19 protein-coding genes and 3 pseudogenes are annotated in these 24,455 nt (G+C 69.1%); 9 read left to right on the forward strand and 13 right to left on the reverse strand.

Translation table 11 applies throughout. From position 1 onward, the window contains the following. Window positions 1–235 precede the first annotated feature (235 nt). Window positions 236–553: pseudogene (locus AB0D46_RS11495) on the forward strand (site-specific DNA-methyltransferase); the annotation flags it as partial. A 92-nt stretch (window positions 554–645) separates the two neighbouring features. On the opposite strand, the gene AB0D46_RS11500 reads toward AB0D46_RS11495, so the two are convergent. After that, window positions 646–1,560: a DUF5655 domain-containing protein gene (locus tag AB0D46_RS11500; RefSeq protein WP_362877086.1), complete on the reverse strand. Its 915-nt coding sequence runs from the start codon at window positions 1,558–1,560 to the stop codon at window positions 646–648. A 116-nt stretch (window positions 1,561–1,676) separates the two neighbouring features. Between AB0D46_RS11500 and AB0D46_RS11505 the strand changes: the two genes are divergently transcribed. Beyond that, window positions 1,677–1,958, forward strand: a complete 282-nt coding sequence (locus tag AB0D46_RS11505; RefSeq protein ID WP_362877087.1) for a helix-turn-helix domain-containing protein — start codon at window positions 1,677–1,679, stop codon at window positions 1,956–1,958. A gap of 8 nt (window positions 1,959–1,966) precedes the next feature. Here the strand turns inward: AB0D46_RS11505 and AB0D46_RS11510 are convergent, their stop codons facing one another. From AB0D46_RS11510 to AB0D46_RS11520, 3 genes are all read right to left on the reverse strand, one after another. After that, window positions 1,967–2,332 (reverse strand): NUDIX hydrolase, encoded by a 366-nt coding sequence (locus AB0D46_RS11510; protein ID WP_362877088.1) that lies wholly within the window; start codon window positions 2,330–2,332, stop codon window positions 1,967–1,969. Between the two features lie 58 nt (window positions 2,333–2,390). Then, entirely contained in the window at window positions 2,391–2,525 is a 135-nt protein-coding gene (locus AB0D46_RS11515; protein ID WP_362877089.1) for a hypothetical protein, read from the reverse strand. Between the two features lie 567 nt (window positions 2,526–3,092). Further along, complete coding sequence (locus tag AB0D46_RS11520; RefSeq protein WP_362877090.1) at window positions 3,093–4,808, reverse strand: hypothetical protein; 1,716 nt, start codon at window positions 4,806–4,808, stop codon at window positions 3,093–3,095. Between the two features lie 271 nt (window positions 4,809–5,079). Here AB0D46_RS11520 and AB0D46_RS11525 point away from each other — a divergent pair, with 271 nt between their 5' ends. Continuing rightward, entirely contained in the window at window positions 5,080–5,466 is a 387-nt protein-coding gene (locus AB0D46_RS11525) for a hypothetical protein (protein ID WP_362877091.1), read from the forward strand. A gap of 129 nt (window positions 5,467–5,595) precedes the next feature. Here the strand turns inward: AB0D46_RS11525 and AB0D46_RS11530 are convergent, their stop codons facing one another. Together AB0D46_RS11530 and AB0D46_RS11535 are read right to left on the reverse strand one after the other, a co-directional pair. Beyond that, window positions 5,596–5,949 (reverse strand): hypothetical protein, encoded by a 354-nt coding sequence (locus tag AB0D46_RS11530; protein ID WP_362877092.1) that lies wholly within the window; start codon window positions 5,947–5,949, stop codon window positions 5,596–5,598. Window positions 5,950–6,158: 209 nt separating this feature from the next. After that, window positions 6,159–6,360: pseudogene (locus AB0D46_RS11535) on the reverse strand (NUDIX hydrolase); the annotation flags it as partial. Between the two features lie 208 nt (window positions 6,361–6,568). Here AB0D46_RS11535 and AB0D46_RS11540 point away from each other — a divergent pair. Both AB0D46_RS11540 and AB0D46_RS11545 read left to right on the forward strand, forming a co-directional pair. Further along, entirely contained in the window at window positions 6,569–7,453 is an 885-nt protein-coding gene (locus AB0D46_RS11540) for a hypothetical protein (protein WP_362877093.1), read from the forward strand. Beyond that, complete coding sequence (locus tag AB0D46_RS11545) at window positions 7,450–12,057, forward strand: AAA family ATPase (RefSeq protein ID WP_362877094.1); 4,608 nt, start codon at window positions 7,450–7,452, stop codon at window positions 12,055–12,057. Before AB0D46_RS11540 ends, AB0D46_RS11545 begins: the two co-directional genes overlap by 4 nt. Window positions 12,058–12,441: 384 nt before the next feature. Here AB0D46_RS11545 and AB0D46_RS11550 read toward each other — a convergent pair whose 3' ends face one another. Next, entirely contained in the window at window positions 12,442–13,593 is a 1,152-nt protein-coding gene (locus AB0D46_RS11550; protein WP_362877095.1) for a tyrosine-type recombinase/integrase, read from the reverse strand. Between the two features lie 93 nt (window positions 13,594–13,686). Between AB0D46_RS11550 and AB0D46_RS11555 the strand changes: the two are divergent. Continuing rightward, window positions 13,687–13,854 (forward strand): annotated as a pseudogene (locus AB0D46_RS11555) (pirin family protein); the annotation flags it as partial. Window positions 13,855–14,262: 408 nt separating this feature from the next. On the opposite strand, the gene AB0D46_RS11560 reads toward AB0D46_RS11555, so the two are convergent. Next, entirely contained in the window at window positions 14,263–14,997 is a 735-nt protein-coding gene (locus AB0D46_RS11560; protein WP_362877096.1) for a CBS domain-containing protein, read from the reverse strand. Between the two features lie 234 nt (window positions 14,998–15,231). On the opposite strand from AB0D46_RS11560, the gene AB0D46_RS11565 reads away from it, so the two are divergent. Beyond that, on the forward strand, window positions 15,232–16,320 hold the full coding sequence (locus AB0D46_RS11565; RefSeq protein ID WP_362877140.1) for an alcohol dehydrogenase catalytic domain-containing protein: 1,089 nt from the start codon (window positions 15,232–15,234) through the stop codon (window positions 16,318–16,320). Between the two features lie 58 nt (window positions 16,321–16,378). On the opposite strand, the gene AB0D46_RS11570 is transcribed toward AB0D46_RS11565, so the two are convergent. Both AB0D46_RS11570 and AB0D46_RS11575 read right to left on the reverse strand, forming a co-directional pair. After that, entirely contained in the window at window positions 16,379–17,230 is an 852-nt protein-coding gene (locus tag AB0D46_RS11570) for a slipin family protein (RefSeq protein WP_362877097.1), read from the reverse strand. Window positions 17,231–17,380: 150 nt separating this feature from the next. Beyond that, window positions 17,381–18,010 carry a CBS domain-containing protein gene (locus tag AB0D46_RS11575; protein ID WP_362877098.1) on the reverse strand — a complete coding sequence of 210 codons (630 nt, stop codon included), beginning with the start codon at window positions 18,008–18,010 and terminating at the stop codon, window positions 17,381–17,383. 310 nt (window positions 18,011–18,320) lie between these two features. On the opposite strand from AB0D46_RS11575, the gene AB0D46_RS11580 reads away from it, so the two are divergent. Continuing rightward, complete coding sequence (locus AB0D46_RS11580; protein WP_362877099.1) at window positions 18,321–20,036, forward strand: GAF domain-containing protein; 1,716 nt, start codon at window positions 18,321–18,323, stop codon at window positions 20,034–20,036. 9 nt (window positions 20,037–20,045) lie between these two features. Here the strand turns inward: AB0D46_RS11580 and AB0D46_RS11585 are convergent, their stop codons facing one another. From AB0D46_RS11585 to AB0D46_RS11595, 3 genes are all read right to left on the reverse strand, one after another. After that, complete coding sequence (locus AB0D46_RS11585; protein ID WP_362877100.1) at window positions 20,046–20,735, reverse strand: response regulator transcription factor; 690 nt, start codon at window positions 20,733–20,735, stop codon at window positions 20,046–20,048. 44 nt (window positions 20,736–20,779) lie between these two features. Beyond that, complete coding sequence (locus AB0D46_RS11590) at window positions 20,780–21,265, reverse strand: cyclic nucleotide-binding domain-containing protein (protein WP_362877101.1); 486 nt, start codon at window positions 21,263–21,265, stop codon at window positions 20,780–20,782. A 117-nt stretch (window positions 21,266–21,382) separates the two neighbouring features. Then, window positions 21,383–23,746 (reverse strand): phosphoketolase family protein, encoded by a 2,364-nt coding sequence (locus AB0D46_RS11595; RefSeq protein WP_362877102.1) that lies wholly within the window; start codon window positions 23,744–23,746, stop codon window positions 21,383–21,385. 263 nt (window positions 23,747–24,009) lie between these two features. Between AB0D46_RS11595 and AB0D46_RS11600 the strand changes: the two genes are divergently transcribed. Next, window positions 24,010–24,450 (forward strand): DUF1003 domain-containing protein, encoded by a 441-nt coding sequence (locus tag AB0D46_RS11600; protein WP_362877103.1) that lies wholly within the window; start codon window positions 24,010–24,012, stop codon window positions 24,448–24,450. The last annotated feature ends 5 nt before the right edge of the window (window positions 24,451–24,455 follow it).

Raw genomic sequence — 24,455 nt, forward strand, 5'->3', positions numbered from 1 at the left:
ACGGCTCCACCAGCGCCCTGTATGTACGTCACCTTCGCGTTGCTGGGCTGCACCCGGTGATGGTTACGCATAAGTGGCAGCAGCCCGACCTCATCGCCCCACATTCCGACCTGGACCTGCGGCTCGTCCTCGATGCCGCCCCGCCCTCCTGGGGGGACTTCAACACGCGCGTGGCTGCCGCCCACACGGCGTCCGTCGCCGCCGACCCGGCGCACGGCCGCTTGCTGGAACACCCGGCGTCAAGGGAAGCCTCGACAACACCCGCGATCTCTACCTGCCCGGCCACTACATCGTGTCCCAGCCCCGCAAGGACCGCGTACACATCACTCAGAAGCCGGTCGAGGTCATGCAGCAGCTCGTCCAGGTCTGCCCACCGGGAGGCACGGTCCTCGACCCCTTCACCGGCAGCGGCTCCACCGGCGTGGCCGCTGTGTTGGAGGGCCGGAACTTCATCGGCGTCGAGCTCTCCGACCACTACGCCGGCATCGCCGAAGAGCGTCTCCGTGAGACGTGTCTCCAGGACGACTTCGCCCTGGCCGGGCCTGGCAAGTGAGACGGCTGCGCCTGGGCCGCAGGGTGCAACGACAGAAGGGCGGCTGCCATCCGGTTTTCACCGGATGGCCCGCCCTTCTGCCCTGGTGGTGATCAGCCTGCGTCGATGCTCTGCCGGATCAGCTCACCAGCCCGCTCCAGATCCTCGTGCGACCTGATCCGCACCTCCAGGTCTCCGGTCCCGAGGCGCCCCATACTGCTCACGTCCCGGGAGAACCCCTCGACCAGTTGGACAGTCCGTGGATCCACCTTCAAGTTCAGCACCAGGACCCGATTGCGCGGCTGGACGCGCACGGTCGCGACGTTTTTGATCCTGCGGTACGCGAAGTAGTGGACCTGGGCCTCCCGGCGGACGTCCCCGTATGCCAGTAGCACGGCGTCCAGATCCGCGAACAGGTCCTGCAGGTCCTGCGGAGCTTCGTCGAGGTACTGCTGCACCGACTTCGGGACCGTCGTCCCCGCCGGCTCCGGGGCAGCGGACACCCGCCGACGGACCGGCGCAGCCTGGCCGCCGACCGAAGCCACCAACTGCAGCGTCACGACGTCCTCGAACATCCGGTAGGCCATGAGGTCGATCCGACGCCCGATGACCTCCAGCGCGACGGCGCTGTGCGAGGTGAAGTCGCCGGCTACGCAGACCAGCCGCGGATTGGTCCAGTCGACCGTCTCCACGGCGGCCGCCCCGAGCCGGTCACGCACCAGGCCCTCGAACTCCGCGTGACTGTCCTCGAGCCACGCCAGGTAAGAGAGCGCCTGCGTGATGACCTCCTTGTCCCGGGTTCTCTTGTACTCGATGATCACGGGAGTCCCGGTCTCGTCCAGGCCCAGGGAGTCGATCCGCCCGCGGTGGCGTCCGGTCAAGTACTCGCTGGCCAGGAAGCGGATGCCGAGCATGGCTTCCATGTTGGCCTCGATCAGAGACTGCAGTTCCCGCTCCAGCGCGACGGAGGACCCTGCCATCTCCACCGCCCGGCCGTCCCGTATCCGGAACGCCTTCAGATCACTCACGCCCGCCCCCATGCAAGTCCTCGGATCATCCGAAGCGACAATCGGCGAGGTCCGCCAGGTATTCCCCCCGGGCGCGGGGCAGGGCGCATCTACTCGCTCAGGACCATGTACCGGAGATGCGCGGCCTCACCAAGCCCGAGGGCCGCTGCGAGGCTGCTGGACATCAGGGCGCTGGGCTCTGGTCTTTCACGCAAGCCCCGGAGTGCCACGTGACGCCGCAATTCATGGACGTCAAGTCGACGGCGACCTACCTGAACATGTCGGTTCAGTGGGTCTACAGGGAAGCGCCACGCCTGGGGCTCACCCCCTACAAGTTCGGCGCTGGCCGCAACGCGAAGATCCAGTTCAAGGTGTCGGACGTGCAGGCTTGGGTCAAGCAGCAGAGGCTCTCGTCCTGATAGCTACGTCAAGGTTGAAGGACGACGTCCAGGTGCCGCTGGACGGGCTCGAAGAGTCCGTAGGGGATGTACTGCGGGATCTCTGACAGGGCCACCCACGCGACCTCGGCGATCTCGTCGACGTCCGCGACATACGCGGTCCCGCCGGCCAGCTCGCAGGCCGTGTACGAGACCCGTCGTCCGGTGATCGGATGTACCCGCTCTCCGAGCGGGGCCACGGCGAGCACGTCCACCCCGGCCTCCTCCTTCGTCTCGCGTACGGCGGCTTCCTGGAAGGACTCGCCCGGCTCGACCTTGCCCGCCGGGAACTGCCATGAGAGTTGGCCCTCTGCGACTCGTCGCCGTACGAGCAATACACGGCCCTGGTGAACCACAACCGCACCTGCGACCCAAGGCGCAGGTGCAGCATTGTTGTTCAGTGACGCCTCTCTGTCACTCACGATGCTCCCGTCGTCGGGGCGGGGCGAGGAGGTGGGCGATGGCCGACTGGCCGTTGTGGCCGGTCACCCTCGCGTGCTCCTCGTTGTTGCCGTGATGAGTTGAATAGGGGCGCTGGCCGATCGTCATCCCTCGAAGAGTCTTTCTTCCACCGAGGCCGACGCTGCTGCGTCTTGCTCGGCGCGCTCGAACTCGAGCTGCCACGCCCGCGCCTCGGCGTAAGCGACGTGGACCATGCTGCCCGGACACAGCACCAGTGCCCGGGGCTCGATCTTGTGGTCCTTGACCGACCCGTACCCGATTCGTTTCGTAGGCAGCAGGGCGTGCGGGACGGCGCAAGAGGGGCAGGGAGCCTTCGGGAGGGTCGCCATGTCATCAGGATGACCTCGTGAGTCCTGGCGCGGAAGGGAGCTCACATACCGCGCACTGCGGCATGCCGGTGCGCGGCAGTCAGTGGCCTGCCCTGCTTTTTCGAGTCTGTGCCCAAATGATCATCAGGCACAGCACTGGTTCCCAGTTTGAACACGGCACCCGAAGGTGCGCACGCGGCGGCGACAGCAGATGGGTGAGCACGCCGTAGATGACGGCCCGGTCGATGAACGCGTTGAGGCGATTGCCCTTTCGCCGGATGTTGGAAGAGTGTGTGGGTTACGCGCCGGGCGCGTTCAAGTCCCCGTTCGCCGAAGATCAGCATCGTCATCGGCCTCGCCCTTCTGCCTCGCCGGTCGAATCGGCCGATGCCGCGCGGAGAAAGACCAACGCGGCCAACAGGACCATCGCTGTCTGGTGGCGCGGGGGAAGCGACTCCCACAGATCGTGCGCGATGATGTTCCGAACGTTCGGCCCCGCGGCCGGTTCGGCAAGCAGCAGCAGAAAGCTCCTGGCCCATGTGCTTCCGGCCAGGTCCGGCCTATCGGCCAGCGAGCGCAGGAGTCCCCCCAACTGGTTGACCCCTCCGGCGGATTCGCCCTTGGCCAGATGGATCACAGGAATGTGCTGCTGGAGGTAGCGGCGCAGGATGCCCTCGACCAGGGGGACGGCGACGAACACGGCGATCTCGTCGTACTCCCAGTACAGCCGAAAGGCGCGGGCCAGCAGTCTGGCGCGCTCGGCGGGAAGAACGACCGGACCGAGCGCCGTTGTCATTTCCCGGACGCTGGGCTCGAAGCGCTCCCACAGCACATCCAGCTGGTAGCTGATCAAGACGGCGGTCAGTTCGAGGCCGATGACGCGCTGGTCCTGCCCTGGGACCTCCTGCTGTCCCGTGTTGTGGACGAGCACAGGGCCGGCCGTGTTGATCCGGTTCGTGGCGAGGCGGAGGAACGAGGGCTGCAGCCCTTGTTCGTCGCCCTCGTCCGTCGATTCGGGCTGCGGAGGTACCGGGTGGCCGGCGATGCGCCGCAGCGCGTCTTCCAGGTCCTTGGCCTCGCCAATGTAGGCACTGGCGGCGTCGAAGAGTTCCTCCGGCATGCCGGCGTCGAAGCGCACCTTCTGGAGGTCCAGGTCCTCGCGGGTCAGCGCCTGCTGTTTCATGCGAATGCTCGTGTGCAGGTCGGTGAGGCCCTTGTCACGGGCATGCACGGCGGCGTCGGTGAGCATCATCAACTTCGCTACGCCGGTCAATCCTTCGGCCGCGTCGGTGTAGGTGGCGACGATGGCTCGGTTGATCCGCTCGACACCACCGGGGGCGCCCTTGGTCACCGCAGCGAGGTCACGCAGGAAGGAGACCCGGACGTGTGGGTCGCGCCGGTAGTGCTTGGCTGCCCGCTCCGCGACAGACAGGGCGTGGCCATGCCACTTGGGCCTCTCCACGAGAGGATTGAGTAGGGTTCCCACTACACCGGGGCGCTCGTCGTCCCTGTCCATCTCTGTGTTGGCCCGGGTGACCATGGTCGCGGCGATGTCCGCGGCGGCGGGCAGGTTCGCCGAGAGGGCGAGCTTGAACGCGCGCACGAGCGATCTCGCCGCGTACAGTTTTCCGCCCGACACCTGGGGTGCTGCCTCGAACCAGTCCGCCGACTCGACGTAGGAATCCACTGCCGCACGCAGGTGATCGATCTTGGGGCGGCCAGCGCTGACGGTGTGCAGAAGGTCGTGGAGGCGGCCACGGACGCCGGGGTGGTCGGCTTCTTCGGCGTACTCAGCCCAGATTTCCATCGCCCGCCCGCTGATCTTGGACAGGTCACGTGGCCACGGCTGCGATCCGGCCCCTACGTATGCGCCGACGAAGTTGTCATCGGTGCGTAGGTAGAACAGGAACCCTGCCCGGAGCGTTTCAGCGTGCTCCTCGTCGAGTTCTCCGGTGGCGTTTCTCGACGCGGCACCGAGCCGGTCGGAGATGTCGGAGTAGAGCACGAAACCCTGGGACGCCGTGTTGAGGGCGTCCAGCGTGGCGCTGTCGATCATGATCATGACTCCCTCTCCTAGAGGCTTCCCGAACGCCATCTGGACCGAGGCGGAAGCGGCGGGCGCCCGCGTCGGTTCAGCTGATACTGGGCCCAGCGTAGTGGTCGAAATCTCAGTGCTTCTTCGTATTTTTCGCCGTGGTCTGCTATTTGGCAGACTGTCAGAGACGCATGTACGTCCTGCTTCGAGGAGATCCACTGGGCTCTACAGTGCTTCGCTCAGCCGGAGCCGGGAGACCGCGGCCGAGCGTGAAATCTGCACAGTTGGGGGAGAGGGAATGGCTCAGCCGACGGCAGCGGTGGTCGGGGTGTCTGAGATGGTGGTGGTCCGGGTCCTGGAACTGGCAGGCAACCGCCTGATGGGCCGGAACAGTCGGAGCGACCGAGGCGCCCTGCAGCGTATGGCGCCTTGGGACCGACACTCGTTCTTCCGGGTGACCGGGGACGAGGCCGACAGAGTACTCGCCGGCGTCTGGGAGGCTCCTGCATCGCGCGGGGTGCCGGAGGAACTGCTGCGAGTACTGGACGCCTACGTTCGGCTGCTTCTGGCGTCCGGCGACTCCTTGCACCGCTCCGACCTGGTGCAGACGCTGTCGAGGATGCCCCAGCAGGCCGTCCTGCCGTGGGAGGCGGACGAGGCGTCCGCGGCGTCTGCCACTTCGTGACCGGCGCCGTACCGTCAGCCAGTCACCGATCCACCGTGTCCGCACCGTCCTTGTTGGGCTGCACCCCTGGCACGGTCCTCTGCGTGTCCGACGCCGTGACGTATGGGGGCCGACCCCCGGAAGTGAGATTTAGGACAGCTGATTCGGCTGGCGGGGACGGGTGCTGGACGACGGCGGCAGGGCTTCTCCTGTCGGCTCTGCCTCGCAGGCGCTCCGGAGGCGCCGGTCCATCTCACTCGTGAGCTCAGTCAGCCGCGCGTACAGCGCCTGTTCCTGCTTGGACAGGTTCCCGGACTTCATTTTCGCCAGCAGCTCGTCCGTGGCGTCCGACAGGACACCCATGCAGATCTGCGCCGCCTCGTTGAAGCCGAGATCGTACTCGTCGCGGTAGGTCGCCAGTACGCTCTCCTTGGCCGCATCTCTTACCGCCAGGCCGAGCCCGCGCCACAACTGCGCACCCAACGACACATTGTCCGTCGACATGCTGCCCCTCCCCTTCTCTGTACTCCCACCCGATCCACCGAAGGTACCGCCCGGCTGGCCTAGTTCGCGATCACGCCCTCTACCCCAGGGTGCTGGACCGCTCACTGGTACCGCTGCTCGGCGCTGGCCGTAACGCGAAGACCCAGTTCAAGGTGTCGAACGTGCAGGCTTGGGTCAAGCGGTGGCGGCTCTCGTCCTGGTAGCTGCGGTCAAGATTGGAGGACGGTGTTCAGGTGTCGCTGGACCGGCTCGAAGAGTCCGTACGGAATGCACTGCGGGATCTCTGAAAGGGGTCACCCATGCGACTTCGGCGATCTCGTCTACGTCCGCGACATGCGCGGTCCCGCCGGTCAGCTCGCAGGCCGTGTACGAGACCCGTCTGCCAGTGATCGGATGTACCCGCTCGCCCAGCGGGGCACCGACCACCCTGCTTACTAAGCCACGGTCGCGGCGAGGGTCTTTCGGGAGTCCGGCCGATCGAGCGACAAGTGCTCTCCGGATACAGCACAATCATGAACCGGCCGACGGCCCGGAAACCGACCAAGTGACGATGGCCGACGGTCGCCAGTAACGGCCGACGGATGCCGGCACGGAACGGGCTGGGCGGAGTGGGGAACGGATGCGGGCAGTGGAAATCGTCGGGGTGCACGGAATCGGGCAGTCCAGGACCTCGGGGGAGCAGTTGAACCGGGACTGGGGGAAGGCGCTCGGGCGCGGGATCAAGGAGTTCACGGACTGGCCCGACCGCCCGCCCACGCTCCGCACGCCGCACTGGACTTCCCTGCTCGCTCAGGGCACGGACCGGTTGGGGCCGCAGGACGACCCCTACGCCGCGTCGATGACACCGGCTGAGGAACAGTTCGTAGCGGAGGCCCTCGGTGACGTCGTCGGGCTGCAGGACCTCGCCTACGCCGAGGAACAGCCGCTGGCCGTACTGGGCCCGCCGAAGCTCTGGCCGCCCCGGATCACCCGACTGCTGATGGCCTATGACCACCGCTTCCCCGGCGGCGGCGGGCGGTTCTTCGTCCAGCGGATGCGGGAAGTCCGCTCGTATCTGACGGAGCCGGACCTGGCCGTCAAAGTCCGCGCACTCGTCCGGGACCACGTCACCCCGACCACCTCCGTGGTCATCGGCCATTCCCTCGGCAGCGTCATCGCCTTCGACCTGTTCCGCCACGAGGACGACGCCGCGGGTCGGACACCCGGAGACGTTCCCGGGCCCGCCGTCCACACCCTCATCACCTGCGGTTCCCCGCTGGGCATCCCCTCGGTGCGGCGGCTCATGAAGATCGAGGACGGCGACCACCTGCGCCTGCCCGACCACGTCCGGTGGATCAACGTCTACGACCCGGACGACGTGGTCACCGGTGGCGCGGGGCTGTGCCGGGTGGCGCCGGGCCTGGTCGATGCCGCGGTCCGCAACGGCGTGGGCGACCCGCACAGCGCCGTGCGCTACCTCCGCAGCGAGCCGGTGGCCCGCGCGGTGGCGGGCGGTCGGCCATGACGCGCGACCCGGTCCCCGGCACGTACGCCCGTCGTCTCCTGGTCATGGCCGTCACCGAGTACGACGACGGGACCCCGGCACAGCAGCAGGAGTTCAGCACGGGCGTCTCGGCCCAGGTGACCGTCGTGGAGGACTGGTGGGCCGATCCCGGCCTCGACGAGGGGCGCCGCTTCACCCCCGCCCGGCCCAAGCAGCTCCGTGACCTGAGGGACCTGCGCGAGTTCCTCCTGGACGAGGAACTCGCCGATGTGGACGACGACGAAGCCCTCGTCGTCTACGTCACCGGTCACGGTCTGGCCCCCGCCAACTCCCCGCAGCACTTCCTGCGCTTGCCCGACTCCTACGAGGACCGGCCGCTCAGCACCGCCTTCCCGACCGCCGAACTGATCGCGACCGTGCTGGACTCCCGGGCCACACATGTCCTCGTGATAGTCGACTCCTGCTTCTCCGGCCGGCTCGAGACCGAGCTCAAGGCCAACCTGAAGGCGCTCCGGGAAGGGCGCCGCTCGCTCGGCTCGCTCGTCGTCCTCACGGCCGGGAACGACGAGAGCAGGCCCCGGCTCGGTCAGTTCACCAACCTGCTCCGGGCCGCCCACGAGCACTGCGCGGACCGGGCCAACGGCTACGCCGGGTCCCACCTCAGCTGGCAGGACTGGAAGGGCGTCGTGGGCGCGGTGTTCGACGCGAAGACCATGGCCGACGTCCACGAGATCTGGCCGACCCCGTCCGCCACGGTCCAGAGGGCGCACCAACAGCCGAGCCCCTGCCTTCCGAACCCCGGCTACGCGGCCGTCGAACCGGTACTCGGTGCCTCCCTCAGCCAGGTCGGGTGGACCCGGACCGAGCTGGACACGTACTGGATCTCGCGCGCCGCCGGTCAGCCGGGAGCCGGCGGCCCCGGTTGGTACTTCACCGGGCGCACCGAACTGGTCAAGCGGGTGCTCGCGTTCCTGGTCGGCACCGAGAACGTACTCGTCGTCACCGGCGAGGCCGGCTCGGGGAAGTCCGCCCTCCTGGCCCGCATGGTGACCCTCAGTGACGCGCGTTTCCGTGCGGACCCGCACTACGGTCCGCTCATCGCCGACATCCCCGAAGAACTCGACGTCCCGGTGGGGTCGGTGGACGCGGCCGTCCTCGCCCGCAACTCCGATCCGGACGAACTCGCCCAGACCCTGTATGAGGCGCTCGGCGGCTCCCCGAGCGTCTTCGGCACGGCGCGTACGGCACGCACCCGGACGACATCCAGCGGGCCGGCGAAGCCCCGGGACGAGGGCCCGGTGGCGGCCCTGTGCAAGCTCGTGGGGGAGCTCGCCCTGCTGCGGGGACGACCTCTGACCTTCGTGGTCGACGGCATCGACGAGGCCAGGAACCCGACGCGCGTCATCACCGACCTGCTCCGCCCCCTCACCCAGCAGTCGTATATGGGCGGACGCCCCGCGGTTCGGCTGCTCCTAGGCGTCCGCAGCCCCAGGGAGTACACGACGGCTGCCGAGGGCGAAGCACGGCGCCCCTCCACCTCCTCGGCCCCTTCCACCGACCTGCTCGAGCTCCTCCTCCGGGCCACTCACTCCAGGAACCTGATCCGCACGGACGACGTCGAGGCGACCCGGGGCGACATCGCCGGGTACGTCCGCGCGCTGCTCCGGGCCTCGTATGAAGGCCAGGGCGGCGCCGAGGAAGGGCGGCCGGAGCTCCCGGGACTGGACCCCGCCCCGCCCCAGCTCCGATACCAGCACCGCTCGCTGGCCACAGCGGTCGCCGAAGAGGTGTCCCCGTCCTTCCTGGACGCCCGGATCGCTGCCGAGCGACTTCGGTCGATGCGTGTCCTTCCGAGCCCCGACGACGTTCCGTGGCGCCGGACCCTGCGTGAGGGGACCGAGGCGCTCCTCCGCGAGGACCTTGGTGAGGTGGCACGCTGGCACGACACCCCGGCCGAACACCTGATGGCTGTGTTGCGGACGTCCGCCTTCGGGCAGGGGGCGGGACTGCCCTGGGCCAACATCTGGCCCGCCGCGGTGAGGGCGCTGTGTCTGACCCCCGTGGCCGACCCAGACGCGGTCATCCGCCAGGTGATGGCCAGCCGTCTCAACGGTTACCTGACCACCGCGGTCGAGGACGAGCGGACCGTGTACCGGCCGATCCACGAACGGATCAGCGAAACCCTCCGGTACTCACCGCAGTACCTGCTCGGCCTCCCGGACGCGGACACGGACCCGCCGGAGCGTATCCCCGAGATCTCGATAGCCGTCACGCACGCGCAACTCGTACAGGCTTTTGAAGAGCTCCTCCCGCCGGAGCTGAACCAGCCCCCACACCCGTACCTGCGACGCCACCTCATTGCGCACGTCGCCGCCGCCGGACTGGTCGACGACCTGCACGTCCCCTGGCGGTTCCTGCCATGGGAGACGAGCGGCACGGTCCGGGCAGTCCTCGGACTCCCAGCCGACTTCCACGCCAGTGCTGCGAACCTTGCCGCGTGGGCTCGTATCGAAGCGTTCCTGGGTGATGCGGGAGCGGCGGCCCGGGCCGACAGCCTCAGCCTGTCCCTCCTGGGCACGGCTGTCGGGCGTGGTGCCGCCGGGAACCTGGTCGCGACGCGGCCTCTACCCGGCTACGGCTCCGGCGTCACACCGCGGTGGAACCAACTGCGGGTGCCCGACAACCTCTTGGCACGTACGTCGACCCCCCTCGCTTCGCTGGTGTCCTTCACCCTTCCGGACGGCAGCCCGCTCGTCGCGGCGGGCGACCAGCGTGGTGAGGTGCGCGTGTGGGACCCACGCACGGGAACGGAGTTCGGCTTGCCCTTCCGGCCGGCCCCGTACGTACGCGCCCTGGCCGTGCTGACCGCCCCTGCGGAGAGTCCCTTGCTCGCGGTGGGCACCGCCCACGGCGTATGGATCTACGACCCGCAGAGCGGGGATGCGACCCAGCTACCGGTGACAGGAGCAGTGTTCGCCCTCGCCGCCTTCAGGACCAGGACCGGACGGGTCCGGCTGGCCGTCGGAACTGACGCGGGACTGATCACCTGTGACCCCTTCGACGGGGAGACACCGGTCCTGCCCCTCAGGCCCCTCGACGGCGTGATGGGTCCCTCGGTCAAGGCGTTGGCGACGTTGCGGCTTGCCTCGGGCAGGACGCTGCTCGCCGCGGGCGGCAAGAACAGCACGTTGGAGATCTTTGACGCAGAATCGCTCGACGTCGTCACCGTGGTGCACGGGCAGGGCAGGGGAGCGGTCGCGCTCGCCCTGTACCTCGACCGGCAGGACCGGCCCCAGCTCGCTGCGGCTTCGAGTACGACGCGCAGCGTACGCACCTACGACGCGCTCACCGGCGAGGAGAACAAGGCAGCGCGCATCCTGCGGCCGGCGGCCTCCCTCGGGCTCTACCCCCATCCGGATTTCGGAACACTGCTGGCACTCGGCGGCGGTGACGGGGGGCCCGTGAGCCTCTGGGATCCGGCCACGGGAGAAGAGGTGTACACATCCGCGCCCGACCACACGGGAAGGGTCAAGGCTGTGGTCGCGATCGCTACGGGAGAGCGGATGCCCTTCGTGGTGTCCGCATCGTTGGACCGGACGGTCCGCATCTGGAATCCCGCCGGGCGCACGTCGGAGCTGGAACTCGACCTGGAGGCGTCGGGAGACGGCTCCCTCCTGGCCGTGCTCCCCGGATCGGACGACGGCCCCAGTCTGCTGACGCCCGCCCGTTCAGGTGCCGTCAGCATCCGGTCGGCGGCGCGGGGACAGCCGCGGCGTACGCGACCGCGCCCCCAGCAGCTGACGTGGCCCGCCGAATGGGACCGAGACGCGTTGACCGCCCTGGCCACCTACGTCTGGCCGGACGGGTCGGCGTCCGTCGTCATCGGACTGAAGAACGGCCTGATCGGCTGCTGGGACGAACAGCGCGGCTGGAAGTCCCTTCCGGTGGGCCAGAGTTGGCAAGCGGCGAGCGTGCGCTCTCTCGCCACGCTCTCCCTCCCCGGTGCCGACGACGTCGTCCTAGTCAGCGGCACGAGCGCGGGAAGCATCTGCTTCCATGACCTCGCCAGCGGCGAGCAACGCGGGGAGCCCGTCCGCGTGGACGCGGCCGTGCGCGCCCTCGCGGCTCTGTCGACCGAGACGGGCCCGCTCGTGGCCTTCTCTAGCGGCCGTACCGTGGGGTTCAGCCGCATCGGTGTGCCGCCGCACCTGCGCCTGCCCGGCCGCACGGGCCCCGCCCCTTCGCTCGCCGTGTGCCCCGCGGAGGACGGCAGTTCCCTGTTGGTCACCGGCGGCAGCGACGGCTGCGTCCGGCTCTGGTCTCCGGACGCTCCTCGGACGGAGGCGTACCCCGTTCTCGACGGGCACGACGGCCCGGTGTCCGCCATCAGCCTCCTGCCGCCCACCCCCACTTCGCCGCAGCCGCTCCTCGCCACCGCGGGTTCGAGCGACACCACCGTGCGCCTCTGGAACCCGTGGACAGGGGAAGAGCTTATGCGGGTGGTCACTGGCACGCCCCTCACTTCCCTCTGCGCCCTGCCCGACGGCAGCATGTCGGACACCACGGACCCGGTGATCGCCTTCGGCGGACCAGCAGGCCTGGCAGCCCTCACCGTCCGCCGCTGAGCGACTCCGCGGCCGTGGCCGCCGTCATTTTGGCTGGGGTGCGATGTCCGCTGTACTGGAAGGATCACTAGATCGGGAGATCCGTCCAGATTGGGTAAGCGTGAATGATTCTAAGGAGGAGCCCACCGAGGAAGTGATAGAGCCCGCCCCAGGACCACGATGGGCACGATGCAGGGGTGCTTCTCGGGGTCGAGGACAGGGTGGGGAGGCAGCAGCGATGCTCGGGCCGGTGGTTTGGGCAGCTCAGCGGATCAACTGCTTGCTTTGCAACTCGCGGCGGCACGAGCTCTGAGGGCATGATGTGCAGCGTTGTCGCGGGCCAGGTGTGCGCGCTCTGCGGCTTCCCGGCCGAAGTGGTGAATGTTGGTCGTCACCCATCACGTCTCAGGCAGCCAGACCAACATCAAGGATCTTGGCGGCTTTGCCGATGGAGCCGGGCATGAGGTGGCGGTAGATCTTGAAGGTGATGTCCAGGATCTTGTGGCCCATCCACTCGGCGACGTCCGTGATGGGGATGCCGTTAGAGAGGCAGTTCGACGCGAAGAAATGGCGGAGGCTGTAGATGACCATGCCGTCGGGGATGTCGACTTCGCCGGCGCGTTTGATGCGTTGCCACTGGTTCTGGAGGTAGTAGGCCAGGAACGGCCTCGTGGGGTCGATGGGGTGGCGCAGGAGGTAGCCGTCGACCGTGCCGTGCTTGTCGGCGTACCACTCGATCGTCTCGCGGACGCGGGCCGGGAGGGGGACGTCGCGGTAGTCGGTGAGCTTGCGGTGTTTGAGGCGGCCGTAGGTCTTCGTCGTCTGGTTGACCTGTTCGGTGATGCGGTAGACGTCGCTGGCGACGAGGTTGTTGATGTTGACGGCGAAGGCCTCGCCGTTGCGCATGCCGCAGCCGCTCATGAGGTCGGCGATGAGGAGGAACCGGTCGTCACCGGCCGTGCGTATGGCGCGGAGCTGGGCGGGGGAGGGGATGACCGCGCGCTCGGGGTCGTACTGCGGGGGCTTGACGCCCAGGACGGGGTTCTCGCTGTAGATGCCGAGGCGGTACGCGTCCAGGAGGACGGACTTCACCTTGTCGAAGGCGTTGGACTGGGTGGCCAGGCCGGCGCCGTTGCGTTCCATGGTGCGGATGAAGCCGTCGACGACCTTGTGGTCGAAGGTGCTCATCCGGCGGCTGCCCAGGGTCGGGAGGATGTGGTGCTCGAGCAGGGACTCCAGGGTGCGGAGCGAGGACTCGGCGAGGTCGCGCTGGCCGGCCTTCCATTCCGCGGTGTATTCGCGGAACTGCATCGCGCCGTACTTCTGGATGCGCTCGGCCTTGCTCTGGTTCCGGGGTGCGGCCTTCTCCTGGTAGACCGTCGTGAGGCGGGCGATCGCCTTCTCCTGGGTGGAGAACCCGGCTTCCTCGGTCTGCTTCCCAGCCGCGCTGCGGTAGCGGATCTTGTACTCGTGCGGGCACTTCGACCAGCGGGACTGGGCATGCTCGCAGTCCTTGTAGAAGGTGCCCATGCCGTGGGCGCGCGACTTCGTTGCCATGCGGTGCGGGACTCCTCGGGCGCCAATGCTGACCTTTTGCTGACACTGGAGGGTGCAATGCGTTCCTGACCTGCACGAAGACGGAAATCTCGTGTTACGTTCTGGAACTGGATCGGACGGTCCCAGGAGGATGTCGCAGGCTTCCGTGAGGACTGGATGAACGGGACCCGCTACGGCGAGGTCAAGGGCTACGACGGCCCTCCGATTCCGGCTCCGGAACTGCCCCCAACTCGCCTGAAGCCTAGGGGAAGGGTGCGCTGAACTGCACTGATGTCCGGGGTTGCGGTCGGATGAGGCGGCTGTCATCTCGTTCCGGTTCCAGAGGTCCGGCGGAAGGGAACGCCGTCTTTGGAGGGGCTTCCTGATCTTGAGGTCGTGTCTCATGTGAAGCAGGCTGTGGTCAGGTCCAGTCGAAGGAGTCCACGCTGCGGATCGGTCTACCGACTGCCGCACCCAGTCGTTGAACTGGTGGGGGGAGTGCTTACGTCGAGGGCGTAGTCCGGCCGATGAACATGCTGGGTCGCTTCGCCACGTTGGCCCATCACTCGCGCTCGCACACGCCTATGGGATCTCGTGGATCTCCAGCGAACGGCCGCTAACCGGTGATGTGCGGCGGTGGCGACGGTCACGGATCAGGGCCCACAAAACGTTGACGCGGCGGCGGAGCGATCACCGTCCGGGTATCCCGTTTCCCCTGGGCTCGCCGGATCTTGCCGTGCCATCGGAGGAGTCGAAGGCGTGTAGGCCTCGGCATGCCGACGTGGTCAGGGCGCAGTTGACGTCGACCACGCCTTCCACGGCGCGTGCGAGCCGTGCTGCCACCGGAATGAGTGACGCGTCGAGGATGCCGCCGGAGAGGGTGACCACGCCGTGGTGGACATCGACCCGCACCCGGTGCTGGGCGAGCGGGAACAGTCGGCCGACGACCTCGCGCCGTACGTCGTCGGCGAGTTCGCTGTCGGGGCGCAGGAACACTTTGAGCAGATCGGTGCGGCTGACGATGCCCTGGAGGGTGCCGTCCGGGTCGACGACCAGCAGTCGTTTGATGTGCCGTTCCGCCATGATCCGGACCGCCCGGGCCAGGGTGGTGTCGGGCCGGACGGTGACGGCGGGGGTAGTCATCAGGTCCTTGGCCAGGGTCGAGCCGGCCTTCAGCGTGTCTCCCAGCCGCTGCATCTGCTCGATGAGACCGGGGTCGTGATCGCGGAACTCCTCTTTCGGAAGCAGATCGGCTTCCGAGACCACACCGATGACCTTGCTCGCGCCCTCCCCCTCGATGACCGGTACTGCCGTCACTCGCCACTGGTTCATGACGGCGACGATCTCCTTGAACTCGGCGAGGGGCGTGACACTGATGACGATTCTCGTCATCACGTCGCGGACGAGGTGCGGACTGGAGGTCATGGCGTGGTCCTCGATGAGACGGCGACAGGTTCTCCGGGCTGTCCTGGAGAGCGGCGGCCGGGCTCCGGTGGAGGAGGCGGCCCCGCCATCCACCATCACACGTCCACGGCAAGGGCCGGACGGGCCTGTCAGGCCCCGGTGCGGGGCCGTCCGGCCCTGGCCGGGAACCGAGCGGCGGGGACAGCATGAGGTGAACTTTGCCGGAGCGTGCACGACACGAGGAGAGGTGGCGTGATGAAGGCACTCGTCTTCCAGGGGCCTGGGCGCACCGCGTGGCACGAGGTCCCGGATCCGGGCATCAAGGATCCCGGCGACGTGATCGTGCGCGTCGACGCGGTGACCATCTGCGGTACGGACCTGCACATCGTCAAGGGTGACCTGCCGGATGTGGGTCCGGGGCGGGTGCTCGGTCACGAGGCCGTGGGAACGGTGGTGGAGAGCGGCGGTGACGTCCGCTCGGTGCGGGCCGGCGACCGGGTGCTGGTGTCATGCATCTCCTCGTGCGGCCGGTGCCGGTTCTGCCGTGAGAGCCGCTACGGGCAGTGCCGCGGGGGAGGCGGGTGGGTGCTCGGCCACACCATCGACGGAACCCAGGCCGAGTACGTCCGTGTGCCGTTCGCGGACCTTTCCGTGTACCCGTTGCCGAGCACGGTCGACAGCGCCGATGCCGTTCTGCTCGCGGACATCTTCCCCACCTCCTACGAGGTGGGAGTGCTGAACGGCAACGTGCGGCCCGGGGACACCGTGGTCGTGGTCGGGGCCGGCCCCGTGGGACTCGCGGCCATCGCCACGGCACGGCTCTACTCGCCGGCCCGCGTCATCGCCGTCGACCTCGCGCCGTCCCGGCTGGCGAAGGCCCGAGAGCTTGGGGCGGACGCGGTCGTGAACGCCGCCGAGGAACCGGAAGCGCTCGTGGGCGCCCTGACCGACGGTCTCGGCGCGGATGTCGTGATGGAGGCCGTCGGCGTGCCCGAGACCTTCGAGATGTGCACCCGCATGGTCCGTCCGGGCGGCCGGGTCGCGAACATGGGCGTCCACGGCAAACCCGCGACCCTGCACCTCGAAGACCTGTGGATCAAGGACGTGACCATCACCACCGGGCTCGTGGACACCAGCTCCACGCCGATGCTGCTGCGCATGCTGGCGGCGGGCCGGCTGCCGACCTCGTCGCTTATCACGCACCGTTTCGAGCTGGGGCAGATGGAGGAGGCGTACGAGGTGTTCTCCCGCGCCGGTGAGACGGGCGCGCTGAAGGTCGTGCTGGGCGGGCCGCTCCACGACGACCTGGTCGTGTCGAACCCGTCGCGCATCCAGAAGGCCTGACGGACCCGGGTGTGCCGCGTCGCCGGTGCTGACGCGGGCCGGCGGTGCCAACTGTCGGTTACACGGTCTTGGCCGCTCCGTTGGGCAGGGGCGGGGCGAGTTCCACCACGGGCGGTGCCTGGACCGGCGCGGCCGCGGCGGCGGAGGACTCGCGGGCGAGGAAGGCGCCGAGTTCGCCGATGGTGCTCATGAGCGGGGCGGGGAAGACCACGGTGGTGTTCTTGTCGACGCCGATCTCCACGAGGCTCTGCAGGTTGCGCAGTTGCAGGGCGAGGGGGTGGGCCATCATCGTGTCGGAGGCGTCCCCGAGTGCCGCGGCGGCCATCGATTCGCCCTCCGCGTTGATGATCTTGGCCCTCTTCTCCCGTTCGGCTTCGGCCTGGCGGGCCATCGCGCGCTTCATGCTGTCGGGCAGCTGGATGTCCTTCAGTTCGACGAGGGTGACTTCGACGCCCCATTCCGCGGTGGTGACGTCGAGGATCTCGCGGATGCCGAGATTGATGCGGTCGGTCTCCGAGAGGGTCTCGTCGAGGGTGTGCTGCCCGACGACCTTGCGCAGGGTGGTCTGGGCGATCTGGTTGATGGCCGCGCCGACGTTCTCGATGGCGATGACCGACTTCACGGCATCGACGACGCGGAAGTAGGCGACCGCGGAAACGTCGACGCTGACGTTGTCCCGGGTGATGATGCCCTGGGACTGGATGGGCATGGTGACGATCCGCAGGGACACCCGGTGCAGGACGTCCGCGAACGGCACGATCGCCCGTAGGCCCGGCGCGCGGGTGCCGATGAGCCGGCCGAAGCGGAACAGCACGCCCTGCTCGTACTGTTTGACGATCTTCAGGGCCATCGACAGCCCTATCAGGGCAACGGCGGCCAGGGCGATCAGCGCGAAGATCAGGACTTTCATGAAGGTGCTCCTCACGAAGCGTGTTGGCGGAGTAGGGGGATGACCCGGGTCCGTCCGCGGGGCTCGGCACGGTGCGACCGGGTGTGGCGAGCCCGCCTCGCTCTCATGGTCGCGCGGGGCGGGCAGGGGCCGAACGGTCCGCATCCTGCGTCAGCGGGGTACGTCCTCGGCGCTGCGGGCCGGTGGAGCGGTGAGGGAGCGGGCGTCGTGGGAGTGGGCCGTGAGCTGGTTGATGACCGCGACCACGCCGTCCAACTGCCCTGCGAGCCTGAGCGCGACGGGAATCTGGCTGCTTTTGGCCAGTCGGCCGTCCAAGGTGACGATCCCGTCCACGACACGCACGTTCACGGCGTCGGCAGCGATGCCCATCGTGTCCGCCAGCACGTCCTCGACCAGCACGCGGCGTATCTCGTGGTCCGGGCGCAGGAACACGCGCAGCAGGTCCCGTCGGGTCACGATGCCGACCAGACGGTCCTCCTCGTCCACCACCGGCAGTCGCGTCACGCCCCGTCGTGTGATGAGGCGGGCGGCCTCGGTGACGGTCTGTTCGGCGTGGACCGTGACGGCCGGCGCGGTCATCACGTCTTGAGCGGTGAGGCGGCCCTGGACGAGCAGATCGGTCCGCGAAACGACCCCGAGGACGCGCTCGTCCGCGTCCACGACAGGCACCCCGCTGATGTCGTGTTCGACGAGCAGCGCGGCCACGTCCGCGGACGGAGTGCGCCCGACGACCGAGATGACCTCGTCGGTCATGAGGAAGCCGACTTTGGCATGCTTCATCAGCGGCCCTCCTGTCGGCTCCGGCCGGTGAGCGCACCTTGTGGAGCGCCCTCACCAGCCACCATCCGCCGCGTCCGCCCACAGTGCGAGGGCCGAACGGGCCCTCTGCCAGGCTGACCGGTCCCGGCCGGGTGCGGTCGGTGAATCGGTGCGTGACGGACAAGGGACCTTCGGTCCCATGACTGCCCCCCCGCGGCCCATTCCTCGCGCCGGTCCGGGTGATGGTGTGAAAGCGCCCCCGACGCCGTTCCACAGCTAGGCTGAAGGCCGGACTGGTGCGCAGAGCCCCTCGATACCGTCGGAGGTGTCCATGGTCGGGGACGATCGCGATGCGCCGACGAGCCCGATTCCGCAGCCGAGGCTGGACGCGCTGCAGGCGGAGATCCGTGACGCGCGGGGCACCCGTGACCGGCTCACGGGCCTGCTGGAGGCGGTCATGTCGCTGGGGCAGGAGCTGGACCTGGCCCAGGTGCTGCGCGGAATCGTGGAGGCCGCTGTCGTCCTCGTGGACGCGGAGTACGGCGCGCTCGGCGTGGTGGGAGACGACGAGAAACTCGCCGAGTTCATCCCGGTGGGCGTCAGCGACCAGCTCCGGGCGAGGATCGGCACCCTCCCCACCGGGCACGGACTGCTGGGCGAGCTGATCCGGCACCCGCGGCCACTGCGCCTGGGAGACCTCTCGGAACATGCGGCTTCCGCTGGTGTTCCGGATGACCACCCTCCGATGCGCTCCTTCCTCGGCGTGCCGATCCGGGTCCGGGACGAGGTGTTCGGCAACCTCTACCTGACGGAGAAGCGGGGCGGCACGGACTTCGACGCGGATGACGAAGGGGTCCTGTCGACCCTCGCGGTCGCCGCGGGAGTGGCCATCGACAACGCCCGCCTGTACGAGGAGGTCCGCCTCCGGGAGCGCTGGCAGGCGGCCGGCTCCGACTTCACGAGCGCGCTGCTGTCCGGCGCCTCCGAGATCGAAGTGCTGGAAGGCATGCTGGAGCGGGCCCGGGACATCATCTCGGCCGAGATGTGCGTCTTCTACCAGGTGGGGCCCAGCGGCGAGCTGCGCGGCTCGCTGGCCCTGGGGGAAGGCGCCGAAGCGCACCGCGGGATCGTCCTGCCCGGCGGTGAGGGGATTCTGGCCGGGCCTGGCATGGCGCGGGACGGACTCGTCACCTTGGCGGATGTGGCCACCGACACCCGGGTGGCGGCGCAGCCGGACGTCTGGACGGGCTTCGGGCCGGCCGTGGCCGTCACGGTGGGCACCCGGGCGAAGCTACGGGGTGTACTGATGCTGGCGCGGCGTACCGGCCGGCGGGCGTTCGCCGCGACCGAGGTGGCGCCCCTGCCCGGCTTCGCGGGTCAGGCCGCCCTGGCCTTGGAACTGGCCGACCGGCGCCGGGACGGTGAACAGGTGAGCCTGCTCGAAGACCGCGACCGGATCGCCCGTGACCTGCACGACCTCGCGATCCAGCGGCTCTTCGCGACGGGGATGACCCTGCAGAGCGCCCAGCGCTTCGTGGAGCACCCCGAGGCGTCCGAGCGGCTGGGCCGGTCGATCGACGACCTGGACGAGACCATCAAGATCATCCGTACGACCATTTTCGGACTCCGTGACCACGACGCGGCGGACAGCACGCCGAGACTCCGGGTCCGCGCGGTGCGGGCCGTGGGCGAGGCGGCTGCGCTGCTCGGATTCACGCCCGCCCTGCGCATGGAGGGGCTGATCGACACCGACGTGCCGGCCCCGGTCGCCGACGAAGTGGTCGCCGTCCTCGTCGAGGCCCTGACCAATGTGGCCCGGCACGCGCGGGCGGCTCGTGCGGAGGTCGGGATCGTCCTGGCGGAAGGCGTGCTGACCGTGACGGTGAGTGACGACGGCGTGGGCGTCGCGGAGGGCGGCCGTCGGAGCGGGCTGCGCAACCTCGCGGAGCGCGCCGAGGCCCGCGCGGGCGCGCTGTCCCTCTCCCCGCGCGCGGACGGTGACGGAACCCGGTTGGACTGGCGGATCCCGCTCCTTCCTCCCATGTGAGTACGCGCGTCAGCGACCGGTTTCGTCGCGCTCGCGGACCTCGGCGGCGATCACGGCTGCCTGGACGCGGCGTTCGACCCCGAGCTTGGCGAGGAGCCGGGAGATGTGGTTCTTGACCGTCTTCTCGGACAGGAAGAGCCGCTTGCCGATCTGGCGGTTGGTGAGGCCCTCGCCGATCAGCTCCAGTACGGCGCGCTCGCGCTCGGAGAGCACCGTCAACCGCTGGTCTTCCTGAGGTTTGCTGCCGCCCGGATCCCGGAGCGAGCGCATCAGGCGGGCCGTGGTCGCCGGGTCGAGCATCGACTGCCCCGTCGCCACGGTGCGAATGGCGGCGACCAGGTCGGAGCCCTTGATCTGTTTCAGGACGTACCCGGCGGCGCCGGCCATGATGGCGTCGAGCAGCGCGTCCTCGTCGTCGAAGGACGTCAGCATGAGACAGGCGAGATCCGGCATGCGCGAGCGCAGCTCACGACAGACGGTGATGCCGTCACTGTCGGGCAGCCGGACGTCGAGCACCGCGACGTCCGGCCTCAGCGCGGGCCCCCGGGCCAGGGCCTGGGCGGCCGTCGCGGCCTCGCCGACCACTTCGATGTCGGGCTCGGAGTCCAGCAGGTCGTGCAGGCCGCGCCTGACGACCTCGTGGTCGTCGAGGAGGAACACCCGGGTGGGTGCCGGGGCCGCATTTGGTGCATCGGACATCCGCGCCACGCCCTCGGGTCGGGTTACGTCTGGGGTCGATCATCTCAGATGTGGCTTCCGCTGCCGTGGGGCGCGTAAAGGTCGAGGAGCCGGATGTGGGCGGAGACGAGCCGGTGGGCGAGCACCTGGCCCACCCACTGCCACATCGCGGAGGTGAGCGCGGGGTCGGCGTCCATCAGCTCGCGCACGGCGGCGGCGTCGAACTCGTCGGTGCGCACGGGCGTCATGGCCTCGGCGCCGAAGTGCCAGGTGTAGGGACGGAACAGCCAGGACCAGCCGACGAGCTCGCCGGGGCCGACCGTCTCGACGACCGCGGCCTGCCGGCCGGGGACATGTACGTCCATGCCGACGCTGCCCGACCGGATGACCCAGAAGTGGCTGGTGTGGCCGCCCTGGTTGAACAGGCGCGCGCCGGCGGGGAAGTCCGCCTCGTGGGCGAGGGCCAGCAGGCTGCCCCGCTGCTCCGGGGAGAAGGCGTGGTCGAAGCGGTTGGGGGAGGAGGTGAGCCGGTGCTGGGAAGAGGTGCTCATGGCGGTTCTCCGTTCGGGTCCGCCTTCAGTCTCCGCCAGTGGCGGCCGGCCCGGGAAGGGCCGTTCGGTACCCTCCCGGACCCGGGCGGCCCCCGTGTTCTGCCCCGGAGCGGCCGCTCAGTAAGGCCAGGACCAGTCGGCGACCCCCGGGAGATCGGTTCCGTGGGCTCGGATCCAGTCGTGGTGGCGGGTCCGCTGGTCGGACATGGTCTGGCGCAGTACCCCGGCGCGCCCGGCGAGGCCGGGGACGCGGTCGATGACGTCCATGACGAGCCGGTACCGGTCGAGGTCGTTGCGCACGACCATGTCGAAGGGGGTGGTCGTGGTGCCGGACTCCTTGTATCCGCGCACATGGAGCTGGGCGTGGCCGGTCCGGCGGTAGGCGAGGCGGTGGATGAGCCAGGGATAGCCGTGGTAGGCGAAGATCACGGGCTTGTCGGTGGTGAAGAGGGCGTTGTACTCGGTGTCGGTCATGCCGTGCGGGTGTTCCTCGTGGGGCAGCAGCCGGGCGATGTCGACGACGTTGACGACCCGTACGGCCAGCGAAGGGAGGTGTTCGCGGAGCAGGGCCGTGGCGGCGAGGACCTCCATGGTGGGTACGTCGCCGGCGCAGCCGAGCACGACGTCCGGCTCGCGGGAGCCGTCTTCGGTCCCCGCCCACTCCCAGACGCCGGCGCCGCGCGCCACGTGCGCGCGGGCATCCGCGATGGGCAGCCAGTCGAAGCAGGGCTGCTTGCCCGCGACGATCACGTTGACCTGGTCGCGGCTGCGCAGGGCGTGATCGGCCACCACGAGGAGGGTGTTGGCGTCCGGCGGCAGGTACACGCGTACGACGTCCGGGCTCTTGTTGAGGACGTGGTCGACGAATCCGGGGTCCTGGTGGGAGAAGCCGTTGCTGTCCTGGCGCCAGACGTGCGAGGTGAGCAGGTAGTTGAGGGAGGCGACCGGCGCGCGCCAGGACAGCTCGCGGGCGCTTTTGAGCCACTTGATGTGCTGGCCGACCATGGAGTCGACGATGTGGGCGAAGGCCTCGTAGGTGGAGAAGAGGCCGTGGCGGCCGGTGAGGAGGTAGCCCTCCAGCCAGCCCTGGCACACGTGCTCGGAAAGGATCTCCATGACCCGGCCCTCGTGGGACAGGTTCTGGTCGGTGGGTTCCGTCATGCCCTGCCAGGCCTTGCCCGTCACGTCGTACAGGTCGTCGAGGTGGTTGCTCGCCGTCTCGTCCGGTCCGACGACCCGGAAGTCCCGCCGTCCGGCCGTGTCCCTCATGACCTGGGCGAGGTAGCGGCCCAGGACGCGGGTCGGCTCGTGCAGGGTGCTTCCGGGCTTCTCCACGGGCACGGCCCACGCGTCGAGCCCGGGCAGCGGGAGCGAGCGCAGGAGCCGGCCGCCGTTGGCGTTCGGGCTCGCGCCCAGGCGGCGCTCACCCTCCGGTACGCAGGCCAGTACGGCGGGCACCGGACGGCCCTCGGAGCCGAAGAGCTCCTCCGGGCGGTAGGAGCGCATCCAGCTTTCCAGCTGCTTCAGGTGTCCGGGGTTCTCGCGGACCCCGGCGAGCGGCACTTGGTGCGCCCGCCAGGTGCCCTCGACGGGTTGGCCGTCGACGGTCTCGGGGCCGGTCCAGCCCTTGGGGGTCCGCAGGACGATCATCGGCCATCGTGCGCGCTCGGCGCCCGGATCCGTGCCCGCGGCCCGCGCCTCCTGCTGGATGGCGCGAATACGGTCGAGGGCCTGGTCCATGGCTCGGGCCATGGCCGGGTGGACGAGGGCCGGGTCGCTGCCGGAGACGTAGAAGGGCTCGTGTCCGTAGCCGCGCAGCAGTGCGTCGAGCTCCGCCTCGGGGATGCGTGACAACACGGTCGGGTTGGCGATCTTGTATCCGTTGAGGTGCAGGATCGGCAGGACGGCACCGTCGTGGACGGGGTCCAGGAACTTGTTGGAGTGCCAGGAGGCGGCCAGTGGCCCGGTCTCCGCCTCGCCGTCGCCGATGACGCAGGCGACCAGCAGCTCCGGGTGGTCGAAGGCGGCCCCGTACGCGTGGGCCAGCGAGTAGCCGAGCTCGCCGCCCTCATGGATGGAGCCCGGCGTTTCCGGCGCGACGTGACTCGGCACGCCGCCGGGGAAGGAGAACTGGCGGAACAGCCTGCGCATCCCGTCCGCGTCCCGGCCGATGTCCGGGTAGACCTCGCTGTACGTGCCCTCCAGCCAGGAGTTGGCGAGGACGGCCGCCCCGCCGTGGCCGGGTCCCCAGACGCACAGGGCCTCCAGCGAACGCTCCTTGATCACCCGGTTCAGGTGGGTGTGGACGAGGTTCAGGCCGGGTGCGGTGCCCCAGTGGCCGAGCAGTCTGGGCTTGATGTGCTCCGGCCGCAGCGGTTCCGTGAGCAGCGGGTTGTCCAGGAGGTAGATCTGGCCGGCGGCCAGATAGTTCGCGGCGCGCCAGTGCGCGTCCAGCTCCGCGATCCGGTACGTGGTGGTCATCAGTGCTCCTTCGAACCGCGGGCTGCTGCGGCATGCGTCGGACGAGGCGATATCCGAACCGTGCTCCCGCGGGCCGGGGGAGGGAAGGGCAGGTGCGGCCCCTGTATGGGGGCCGGTCGGCCCCTTCTGTGCCGGCGGCCGGGGGTGGAGTGTGGGCAGGCGTACCGGCAGGGCCCGCCGCCCCGGCTGACGGCGGGCCCTGGCGGTACGCCGGGAAACGACGCGGGAGCGTGTCAGGGCGCTCGTCCCGGGGAGGCAGGCAGGTGAAGGGAACAAAGGCCGAGGCCGAGACGGAGGCAGAGGCGCGGCATCATCCGGTGGTCGTCGCACACCGCACGAACCGGGCCGCCGATGTCCAGCTGCGCGTCGCCGACGCGATCACGAGGTTCGCCGGTTCCATGCCGTTCGTCTATCTCCACGCGATCGGCTTCGCTCTCTGGATGCTGTTCGTGGAGGCCGATCCCTGGCCGATGCTGACGCTCGTCGTCTCCCTGGAGGCGATCTTCCTGTCGACGTTCGTGATGATCGGCCAGAACCGGCAGGCGGCGTTCCAGCAGGCGAAGGCCGACCACGACTTCGTCGAGCAGGAGCTGGAGCTCAAGACCAATACGGAACTGACGCGGGCCATCCACGCGATGACCACGGAACTCCACCGCCGACTGGTTCCGGAAGCGGACAGCGGTAGTGGATCTCCCGCACAGTGACGTAC

This window comes from Streptomyces sp. NPDC048383 (genome assembly GCF_040651775.1).
Lineage (GTDB): Bacteria > Actinomycetota > Actinomycetes > Streptomycetales > Streptomycetaceae > Streptomyces.